Here is a 10,422-nt window from a genome sequence, read left to right as displayed (position 1 = left end):
CCGGCGGGGAGATTGTCTATGCAGAAGAACCCGAGGTCCTCAAATGCCCGGGCGGCCTCGGACTTGCCCGCGCCGGACAGGCCGGTCACTACTACGCAGTTGAGCTCTCTCAAGCTGGATTCACCCACCAAAAACCTAGTTCGGCGCGCTGATAATGAATTCGAGTTCGTCGACGAACCGCTCCGGCTCCACAAGCCAGCGGTACCTGTCTGGCGACTGAAGGAAAGCCTGGTACATTGGGTGACCGGATATCAGGGCGAACGTCGGGAGATCTTTAGGTTCCAGGCTGCGCAAGGGAGCCACCCCTTCGTGCCGCTTGTTCGGCACGAACCGTGAGGCACCAGCTGTCTCGGCGATCTCGAAGTAGGCCCCTCCCCGGAACCGCTTAATCTGGCTGTACTCCGACACGAAATCCGCAGCCACCCAGTTGGCCATCACAAGTGGCTGGTCCCACGGGTTGATAGTGATATGCCCGTAATCAGGTGGTATGACAACCTGCTGTCCCGCTTCAGCCTCGATGAACACTGCGTCGACGATATCCCCGGAACCCGTATCGGCCTTCTGGAGCAGATAATGGCCAGCTCCGTACAGAACCTCATACACCTCGGGGTAGGTGACCCTGGTGCCGGGTTTGACCGGGTGATAGTGGCCGGCAGTCTTGATGAACTCGCTTCCCATCTTTCCGGGGAGGATGATCGTCACATCGTACCTGAGCCCTCTCTCCCGGATCAGCTTGGTGTGTTCCGGCATGTGGACATCCCTGTACATGTGGTAGATCTCAGCCTCCGTCACTCGATCGGGCTGGTACCACAGGTCGGCCATGTCCGTGCTTTTCCTGGCGACCGGGGCGACTTCAGGCAAGCCGGGCCCGAATATCAGCTTGGAGTCATCGCCCAGTGAAATAGGCAGGCCAGCTGCGAGACTCAGGTCCACCATCCTAGCCACCTCGTTTCGTCAACTCGCTGGATTACCGGATTCATCCTTGAGTATATCACAACTTAGAACAGTCGACCCATTGGAACACAGCGTCTCTTTCGCGCACCCTCGCCAAGGCCTCGCGGTCCGAGTCCGTCGGTTGGGCCCGGTCCGCCGCCTCCGCGAGCAAGTGAAAATCCTCGAGGTGCCGTGTGAACCTCTCCTGCGCGTAATCCCGGGCCTGCCCTGTGGTAACCAGAAACGGCCAGTCACTCGCGGAGAGCAGCAGGAATTCCCTCACCGCCTGATCCGCGAAATCCCTAGCCTCTTGGGGAAGCCTTTCGGCATCCGCCCCTAACCTCCCGGCGATCTGCTCAGCTTTCACCACAGACTCCCACATCCAACGTGTTCCGGAATTGAGCCATATGCTGTGTCCTCCTCCCTGCCCCCATGAGCTCTCGACCAGATCGATCTCGATGGTTGGCGGGTGGGCAGCGAGATACTCACCTGCTGACGTCATCTGTACGGTGTTCTCGGGGAGCAAGATGTCAAACACATCCTGCAGCCACTGCACTCCTTCGAACCACCAGTGACCGAAGAGTTCCATGTCGAAAGGTGATACGATTACTCCCGCCTCGCCTGTCTCCTGCAAATAGCGGCTGAGCCCTCGCTCGAGGAGACGCACGAAGTGCTTTGCATGAGTCCTTGCGGTGGCCCGAGCGGCCTCGATGTTGTAGATATCCTTCTGGCCGAGATCGAGAAGTCTGTTGGTGACTCTCCAGTAGGGTAGCCCGGACCGGTCGTCTCGTTTGTGGAACTCGCGGTAAGCCCCATCTCCAGGGTACCCCCAATCCCGTGACCACACCTGTGCGGCGGTAGCTTCGTCTCGACCGAACACTGCCAAGTCCCATCCTCGAAGTCTGTAAGGCCTGTACGTGCTGAGTCCAGGAAGCGCAGCGCACTGACGGACACCTGCAGGCTCAGGGCCATAGAGTCCCATTGGGGCGCCGCCGGAGACGGCATGGGTGTCCGCGAAGAAGTACTGGATCCCACAGTCCTCCAGAGCACGCTCGATTCTACCTGGACTGTACCCGCATTCAGGGAGCCAGATGCCGCGAGGGCCACAGTCAAAATGGCGTCTGCAGGCCTCAATTCCGATCTTCACCTGCGCGCTGATGCTGGAGTCCTTCGATAGAAGGGGAAGATACGCGTGAGTGGCTGCGCTCGCGAGTACCTCTACCCGGCCGTCGGCAACCATGTCCCTGATGGCCCCTATGAGACCACAGTCGTACTCGTCCGTGAATCTTCCGCGGATATGCTCATAATAATCCGCGTAGAAACGTGCAAGTCCGGCAAGGCGATCGTCTCTGGCGTCACCGAACCTTTCTGCGTCGCGTCTGGCAGCCTCGATTCGCTGGTCGAGGTATTCGAGGAACCGGGACTGCATGTAGCTGTCAGCCAGCTGCTCGAGAAGCACTGGGGTGAGGCTCAGGGTCAGGAAGGGGTGGCCAGGCGGAACCGGGGCAGACCTTATCACGTCCAGGACAGGGATGTACGTTTCCGCCATGGCTTCAAAGACCCATTCCTCCCCGAAGGGCCAGACTCCGGACTTGCGGCAATAAGGAATGTGGGAGTGGAGCACCAGGGCAAAGGAACCAACGGGCATCGTCGGGCACCTCCGAACAACTCTGACTGGACGATAGTGTCCAGCATCAGTTTAGTCTTGCCCAAGGCGGCCCAAGTATCCCGTGCCGGATAGCTCCCGTATCTACCGGGCAGACTAATATAGAACTTGCCACGGAGCCCAAGGAGGTTTCCTGCGTGTGCGACAGGTCGGAACAACCAACGCCAGAGCAGTTGCGTATTGAGGACTTCCCCCGGCAAGACCTCGAGGTCAGAGAAGGCCCGGCGGAAGTGGCCCAGGTGCCCGTGGCCGAGTTCACCTTGGCTGAACCCCGGGAAGTCCCACAGATGCCCGGCTATGACCAGGAGACTTTTACCGTTCCGGACGGGTACGGCGAGACGCGAATAGTCCTTCAGGTCCGGGACCCGTTCTGGATGCATGTTTACTGGGAGATCGCCCAGGAGACGGAATTCGAGCTCTCCCGGTCATTGGGTGCCCTGCGGGACACCGCGGCGATGGCCCTGCGCGTACATGATGTCACCGGCATTCAGTTCGATGGGACCAATTCCAGGTCGACCACGGATATCCGAGTCAGCAACCTCGCGAACAACTGGTACCTAAACGTTCAGGAGCCAGACAGGTCCTACTGCGTTGACCTTGGCCTGCTTACCGAGGACGCTCACTTCCACTTGATCGCAAGGTCGAACGTGGTGCACACCCCAAGAGCGGGGGTGTCAGGCGTAGTAGACGAAGAGTGGGCCACCATCAGAGAGCTCGAACTGGCGGTGCCTTCTGTCCCTGGGACCCGCCCCGGGTCTCCCGAGTTCATCAAGACTGAGGAATGGGCTCGAGTCCTCGCCGCGGGCTCGGGCGGAATCACAGGCGTCTCGAGCCCGTATCCTGGTCCGCCTCCCCCGGGGCGTCGTGAGTTCTGGCTGGTTGCGGATACCGAGGTGATCGTGTATGGCGCAACCGAGCCCGGTTCGACTGTGACGATAGGTGGGTCGGAAGTTCAGCTCTCGCCTGACGGCAGGTTCTCGGTGAGGTATGCCCTTCCCCCGGGTGACCACCACGTGGGGATCAGGGCCGTATCCGCCGACGGGATGGTGGAACGAAGCATCACGTGGCGCGTGTCACGTACAAGGCCTGTGTGAACGGAGGTCCCAGTGCATGCACAAAGGTTTTCTCGCGATAGTGCTCCACGCGCACCTTCCGTATGTCAGGCACCCGGAACGGGACGAGTGCCTGGAAGAGAACTGGTTCTATGAGGCGGTCACTGAGACCTATGTTCCCCTGTACATGGTTTTCTCTCGTCTGGCTGAGCACGGGGTTCCATATCGAATCACGATCTCCATATCGCCTCCGCTCGCCTCCATGCTCGGGGATGAGCTTCTCCGTCGCAGGTACCTCCAGCGGTTGGACAACCTCGTGGAACTCGCTGAGAGGGAAGTCGAGAGGACCCGGTGGCAGCCTGAGTTCCACGAAAGCGCGATCATGTACAGGGATAGGTTTCGGAGAGTGCGTGAAGTCTACCGGGGCGAGCTCCGCACGAATCTCCTCGATGGCTTCAAGAGCCTTGCGGACGCCGGACGGCTCGAGCTGATAACGTCCGCGGCCACTCACGGATACCTCCCTCTCATGGATGTCTGCCCCGAGGCGGCAAGGGCTCAGATTCTCACGGCCGTGGATTTCCACAAGAAGGTCTTCGGTTCACCTCCCAAGGGCATGTGGCTACCAGAGTGCGGGTACAGTCCAGGACACGATTGGCACCTCAAAGAGGCGGGAATTCGGTATTTCTTCACCGACTCACACGGGATCACCTATGCATCCCCTCGCCCACGCTACGGGGTATTCGCACCTGTGTATACGCGGGCCGGTGTAGCCGCATTCGGGCGTGACATGGAGTCCTCGAAACAGGTTTGGAGCGCCATGGAGGGCTACCCGGGAGACTTCGACTACAGGGAGTTCTACCGGGATATCGGTTACGAGCTGGACATCGGCTACCTCCGCCCCTACATGTGCCCGTCTGACATAAGGCATCAGACAGGCATCAAGTACTACAGAGTCACATGCCGTGGAGAACACAAAGAGCCCTACGTAAGGGCCTGGGCGATTGAGAAGGCCGCAGTCCACGCAGGCAATTTCGTGTTCAACAGACAGCGGCAGGTGGAGTACTTGGCGGGGGTGATGGACAGGGCACCCATCGTTGTGGCGCCTTACGACGCAGAACTCTTCGGTCACTGGTGGTTTGAAGGCCCCGAGTTCATAGACTTCCTCATTCGCAAGATTGCTTACGACCAGGATACGATCAAACTGGTAACCCCCTCCGACTACCTGGAGGTTTACCCAAGGAACCAGGTCTCTACGCCTTCTATGTCGTCATGGGGATATGGCGGGTATAGTGAGGTGTGGCTCGCTGATGCAAACCAGTGGATCTACCGGCACCTCCACGCGGCTGCATGGCGCATGACCGAGCTTGCGCGCCGCTATCCGCCGCCACAGCCGGAGTTGACCCATCGGGCTCTCACTCAAGCCGCCCGGGAGCTCCTGCTCGCGCAGAGCTCCGACTGGGCTTTCATTATGAAGACCGGGACATGCGCGGACTACGCGGTACAGCGCACCAAGGCTCACATCTCCCGGTTTCTCCGGCTCAGCGAAGACATACAGTCCGGCACAGTGGACAGTGCCTGGCTTTGCAGAGTGGAATCCCAAGACAACATCTTCCCCGACCTCGACTACTCGATCTGGGCGGGACGGCCTGCACAGAGGCAGGAGACCTGGGCCGCGGCGGGGGCCTAGCTCATGGCCCCGTCCAGTCCCTCGGTCGATTCTCCCGTCCCGTCCGCCGCCACTGCGGCAATCCTATCCATGTATACGGCGGCGATTTCGTCGGCGATCTCAGGCGATTGCGCTTCGCTGTACACGTGGAATACAGGCTCCTCGGAGTCAGGCAGGATCAGGGTCCAGCCACGGTCGTTGTAGACCTTGATCCCATCGATTAGCTGCACATCCTCGTTCTCAGATTCCTCGATGAGTGTACGCATCACACGCCCCTTCGCCTGCCACGCGCAATCCACCGAGTATTTTCTCATGTAGGACCTGGGCACCGCCCTCACCAGTTCCGAGAGGGTCGTCTGTTCCCGCGCCATCAATTCGAGGATGACAGCCAGAGCGAACAGCCCATCGTACACAGGCTGGAACTGTGGGAGAGTCCCTCCACCTATATGGATCTTGGCTTCGATGGCCTTCTCCATTACCGACCTTGGGTTTGCCTGAGCCCAGACGATCTGTCCGCCCAGCCTCCTTGCGACTCCCTCAAGGGACGCGGACGCCGTGACGGGGACCGCAACGCGCCTCGACTGGCCTGACTTCAGGATCCCCGTGCAGACAAGGGCAAGGAGGTCCTCCGCTGAAAGCGCCTCTCCCCGTTCGTCAACGAGGGTCAGTCTCTCTGCGTTGGGATCCAGCAGGAACCCGATGTCCGCCCGGTTTTGCACGACGAGGGCGGACAGCTCCCCGAGGGCTTCCAGGAAGTCCGTTCCATCGAGACGATGGACCACAGAGCACTCGAGCGTGGTCAGGAGGTGCTGGACAATTCCCGCCGGGCCTGCCCGATGGAACCCAGACACCAGGGAGAACCCTCTCGCCCTTATCACGTCAGCGTTCACCGTCCGGATCAGTGCGTCGAGATACCTGCCAGCCGTGCCGGCGACTGTGCTGACGTCTCCCACCTTGTCGCAGGTTGCCCGCTTGAAATCCTCAGTGAGGAAAGCGTTCTCCACTTTCCGTTCGGTGGACCGGTCTATGTTGATCCCCCGCTCATCCAGGAACTCAACGAGAGTTGCACACGCATCGTAGGGGGAGACTCTCGCATGCACTCCTGCAGCCGCGGCGAGAGTAGGAATGGCGAACCGCGCGATGGAGGTCGTGGCGTCTCCGATGTCAAGAACGTCCCGGCCAGCAGAGGTGAGGCCGGAGGCCATGGCCCTCTTGATCATTCTGGACGCTGGGCTGGGGTCACTCGAGACCACGACCGCCCCCTGCCTGGCGATGCACGTCCCGTGGGCGGCGCCCAGCCTGGCTGCGAAATCCGGGGTGACTTCAATATTGGACAAGCCTGCCACCCCCAGAGTTCCGAACAGCCTCCTCGACCAGTGGAGGCCCCACACCAGGCTCGTATTGACTTGGGCCCCCTGGTCCACCACTTTATCGGGCCATATCTTCACCCCGGACTTCACGTGCGACCTCTCCCCGAGAGAGCAACCGGCGCCGACCACAGCCCCTTCGTCCACTCTGGCGTGACCCTTCACGCTCGTGCGAGGCCCCAGGATCGCCCCGCGGAGTTCGGCCTCGCGGCCTATGTAGGAGCCCGCCCACACGACTGTCTTGAGCAGGGAGGCGTCTTCAGCGACCACACACTCCGGTCCGAGCACCGAGCAATCACCAATGAGCGCACCTTTGCGCACTGCGGCCCCCGCTCCTATGACGACAGGCGGGATCAACCTCACTCCTGGTTCGATCTCCGATCCTTCCTCCCGCCAAACCCCCTCATCTACCTGCACTCCGCCCACTCTCACCCTCGCCCGCCCTGTGAGTATGTCCTGATGAGTCTGACGGTACTGTTCCAGGTTCCCAACGTCGCACCAGTAACCTTCGGCTACGTATCCGAAGAGAGGGTACCTCCTCTCGAGAAGAAGCGGAAACAGGTTCTTGCTGAAATCGAACTCTCGGCTGGGATCCACAAGAGAGATCACTTCTGGCTCGAGTACATAGATCCCCGTGTTCACGGTGTCGCTGAAGACTTCTCCCCAGGACGGCTTCTCGAGAAACCTCTTCACCCTGCCCCCGTCGTCCACGATGACCACTCCATACTCGAGCGGCGTGGCAACACGGGTCAACACGAGGGTGGCCGCCGCCCCCTTTGACTTGTGGAACTCCACGGCTGCCTGAAGATCGATATCGGTGAGTGCGTCCCCGCTTACCACGATGAAGGTGCCATCGAGGAAACCTCCGAGCGCCCGGACGCTTCCGGCGGTGCCGAGAGGCGTTTCCTCAACGGAGTAGATGATCTTGCACCCAAGAGCGGAACCGTCCCCGAAGTGGTTTTGAATCGCCTCGGGCATGTAGCATAACGTGCACCCCAAGTCGCGGAACCCGTGGGCGAGCAGGAGGTCTACCACGTGTTCCATCATCGGCCTGTTCACCACCGGCACCATCGGCTTGGGCACGTTGCACGTGAGCGGCCTCAGCCTGGTCCCCTTGCCTCCAGCCATTATGACAGCTTTCACTGCATTGCCCACCTCCTCGTTTCCCCGGCCGCTGGAGACCCAACGTGGACTGGTTCCTGCATCCTTGCCTGCCGTGCCTTGTGAAGCACTTCGCCATAGACTTCTATGGTCCGCTGGGCGATCTTCTTCCAGTCGTAGACATCCCCAATGGCACGGAGTGCTGCCTCCGCGAGGCCTTTGGCAGTCGCCGGCTCATGCAAGAGGTGAAGCACTGCGTCCGCAAGTGAGCCCGAATTCCCCGAGTAGAACTTCCACCCATTCACCGAGTGTTCTACTGTCTCGGACAGTCCTCCGGTGTCCGCAACCACCAGAGGCGTCCCCGCGGCCATGGCTTCCAACGCAGTGATGCCGAAAGGCTCATATAGGCTCGGCACTACGGCAACCCGGGCCATCCGGTAGAGGGCGTTTCTCGCTTCGTCAGAGACGAACCCGACGAGGGAAACCTTGCCACCCAGCCCGAGGCGATTGCCAAGGTCACGTAAGTGTCCCTCTGCAGGGCCACGCCCTGCAATTATCAGCCTGGCAGCGGGCCAGTACTGCAGGATCTTGGGCATGGCCTCTACTAGGAGATGGACTCCCTTCTCATGGACAAGCCTCCCCACGTAGAGGATGACATCCTCACCCGGGGCCGCGTATCGCTCCCTCCACATATCGACGTCAGCCTCTCTGAATTGCTCGGGAAACACTCCGTTCGGGATAACCTCGATCTTGTCTTCCGGCACACCAAATACGCCCATGAGCTCCGATTTCATGTGCTTTGAACAGACGATCACTCGCCACGATTCGTAACAGAGATACCACTCGATGTCACTGATCTGTCTCTGGAGTGGGTTGTGGAGGCCCCAATTCCTGCCCCACTCAGTGGCGTGGATGGTGGAGACCAGAGGGACACCGAGCCCGTGTTTGACTCCGGCACCGGCGTACGCGGCAAGCCAGTCGTGAGCGTGGACAATGTCGAATGGTCCGAGAGCCTCGCTGAGCCCTGCCGCCCGTCCGAACATCGCAAAGCACAACTGCATTGCCCACTTGACGAGGTCGTCCGTATGGGGCCCCGCAACCGGAACGCGGTGGACCGTCACCCCGCCGTCATCCTCTTCGGGTGAGAGGCCCTCTGAGGCCTGCGTCACCACATGTATCTCCGCCAGCTCAGACATGGCTTTCGCTAGTTCTTGGACGTGCCTTGAAAGCCCTCCGACCACCCGCGGGGGATACTCCCAGCTGAACACGAGTACGCGCATCTTGACCTCCTCGAAAAGCAAAAAGGACTGCGGCCCAATGTGGCACCGCAGTCTTATAGTTGGCCTACCGCCGTGATTTATTCGCGTCTGAGCTTTCGAAGGAGCCAGACAGTCCCGAGGCTCGCCGAGGCGAGAACGAGCGCGATGCCGATGATGATCAACGTCCAGGGCCGGCCCACCCGGGCGTAACCCACCCGGAGATCAACTTCAGAATCACCCACTTTCGGAAAGAACTCGTGTCTTCCATGCCCGTCGAGGTAGCGTGACACATCGTCGATGACTGTTCGCCTGCCTGTGAAAGAAGTTGCCACGAGATCGAAACTGCCTTCAGGGAGAGGAGCTCGCATCTGATCCTCCCCCTCAGCCACCATCGCGGTGCCTGTAGTGAACCTGCCCAGAGACTGCCTCGTCACAACCGATCGGGTGTACGAAGGGACCAAGGCCGCGAATTCCCCATCCTCGGCTTCCAGGGCCAGAACCGGCGGAGCGTCAGGCCTCACCTTGCCCCTGACCATGTTGAACCCAAACTCCGCTGCATGGCCAGATGCGATATCGAAGCGGTATTCGAGACCGATGTCGCGCCCCAGAAACGCTACCTGGGAACTGACCTTCGACGGGGAGATGGTTTCAGAAGACTCTGCCGACAGCACGACCGAGACGAGGGTGCCCGAGAGCACGTTGACAAGCCCGAACCTGTCGCCGGACCGTAGAGAAGACGCGATGGCCCCGGCCGGGTCGTAATACGCCACAGCGTCCCTCCCGCCTAGCGCGAGAGTAGCGTAGTCTGGCGAGAACCCATTCTTCACAGTGAAAACGACCCGCCCGCGTTCTCGTATCGAGTACCGAACAGAAAGGCCTCGATCAACCGGGGTTATGGTCTTGCGGATCGTCCGGCCGCCGGACCGGTAGGTGAAGGTCACCGAATCCCGCCCGATATTCGTCTCATAAGTCTCATCCAGAGGCAGGTGCTCCCCCTCCCCCAAGAGATCCAGGAGCGCCCGGACGCGAACTCCCTCCACAGCCTGGGACTCCGTCTCGAACCGCTCACCGGGGAGGACGCCTACCTCGCTTCCCACGATCTCTTCCCCATTCTCGAGGTCAAACCAGTACAGGAGCTTGCCTCCGATGGGGGACAGCACGTACATGTCCTCGGGCGTGGTGATCACTACCTCAACGACACGGTCTCTGTTGATATCCTCTTCATAAACCGACGTAGTGGGATGCAATGACTGCCATGCCGCAAGCGCTCCCGCCTGCGCCGCCCGAGCCATCTCCCAGTGGGCGTCCCCGATATCCCCAGCTCCGGGCGGCGCAGGCGGGAGCGCTTGCGGCATGGCAGTCATTGCATCCCACTACG

The 10,422-nt window shown here is 60.5% G+C and carries 8 protein-coding genes; 2 read left to right on the top strand and 6 right to left on the bottom strand.

Going from position 1 to position 10,422, the window contains the following annotated elements; all coding sequences use genetic code 11:
• The 3 genes from NUW23_04005 to NUW23_03995 form a co-directional block, all read right to left on the bottom strand.
• The coding region (locus NUW23_04005) for a hypothetical protein (protein MCR4425340.1) at window positions 1-89 on the bottom strand (89 nt) is incomplete at its 3' end.
• A gap of 46 nt (window positions 90-135) precedes the next feature.
• Window positions 136-936 carry a glucose-6-phosphate isomerase gene (locus tag NUW23_04000; GenBank protein MCR4425339.1) on the bottom strand — a complete coding sequence of 267 codons (801 nt, stop codon included), beginning with the start codon at window positions 934-936 and terminating at the stop codon, window positions 136-138.
• A gap of 55 nt (window positions 937-991) precedes the next feature.
• The gene (locus NUW23_03995) at window positions 992-2,581 is read right to left on the bottom strand and encodes a DUF1957 domain-containing protein (protein MCR4425338.1); all 1,590 of its coding nucleotides are present in this window, start codon (window positions 2,579-2,581) and stop codon (window positions 992-994) included.
• A gap of 155 nt (window positions 2,582-2,736) precedes the next feature.
• On the opposite strand from NUW23_03995, the gene NUW23_03990 reads away from it, so the two are divergent.
• Window positions 2,737-3,693, top strand: a complete 957-nt coding sequence (locus NUW23_03990) for a DUF4912 domain-containing protein (protein MCR4425337.1) — start codon at window positions 2,737-2,739, stop codon at window positions 3,691-3,693.
• Window positions 3,694-3,709: 16 nt separating this feature from the next.
• Complete coding sequence (locus NUW23_03985) at window positions 3,710-5,338, top strand: DUF1957 domain-containing protein (protein MCR4425336.1); 1,629 nt, start codon at window positions 3,710-3,712, stop codon at window positions 5,336-5,338.
• Here the strand turns inward: NUW23_03985 and NUW23_03980 are convergent.
• From NUW23_03980 to NUW23_03970, 3 genes are all read right to left on the bottom strand, one after another.
• Window positions 5,335-7,827, bottom strand: a complete 2,493-nt coding sequence (locus NUW23_03980) for a sugar phosphate nucleotidyltransferase (GenBank protein MCR4425335.1) — start codon at window positions 7,825-7,827, stop codon at window positions 5,335-5,337. The genes NUW23_03985 and NUW23_03980 overlap by 4 nt on opposite strands.
• Entirely contained in the window at window positions 7,824-9,065 is a 1,242-nt protein-coding gene (locus NUW23_03975; protein ID MCR4425334.1) for a glycosyltransferase family 4 protein, read from the bottom strand. Before NUW23_03975 ends, NUW23_03980 begins: the two co-directional genes overlap by 4 nt.
• Window positions 9,066-9,142: 77 nt before the next feature.
• Window positions 9,143-10,399, bottom strand: coding sequence for a hypothetical protein (locus tag NUW23_03970; GenBank protein MCR4425333.1), 1,257 nt, complete (start codon window positions 10,397-10,399; stop codon window positions 9,143-9,145).
• Between the last annotated feature and the right edge of the window lie 23 nt (window positions 10,400-10,422).

This window comes from Bacillota bacterium (genome assembly GCA_024655925.1).
Lineage (GTDB): Bacteria > Bacillota > DTU025 > DTU025 > JANLFS01 > JANLFS01.
This window is presented reverse-complemented; position numbering and strand designations above follow the sequence as displayed.

Coding starts and splice junctions, on each gene's coding strand:
- NUW23_03995 (MCR4425338.1), bottom strand. CDS start 2,581: ATGCCCGTTGGTTCCTTTGCCCTGGTGCTCCACTCCCACATTCCTTAT.
- NUW23_03970 (MCR4425333.1), bottom strand. CDS start 10,399: ATGCCGCAAGCGCTCCCGCCTGCGCCGCCCGGAGCTGGGGATATCGGG.
- NUW23_03985 (MCR4425336.1), top strand. CDS start 3,710: ATGCACAAAGGTTTTCTCGCGATAGTGCTCCACGCGCACCTTCCGTAT.
- NUW23_04000 (MCR4425339.1), bottom strand. CDS start 936: ATGGTGGACCTGAGTCTCGCAGCTGGCCTGCCTATTTCACTGGGCGAT.
- NUW23_03975 (MCR4425334.1), bottom strand. CDS start 9,065: ATGCGCGTACTCGTGTTCAGCTGGGAGTATCCCCCGCGGGTGGTCGGA.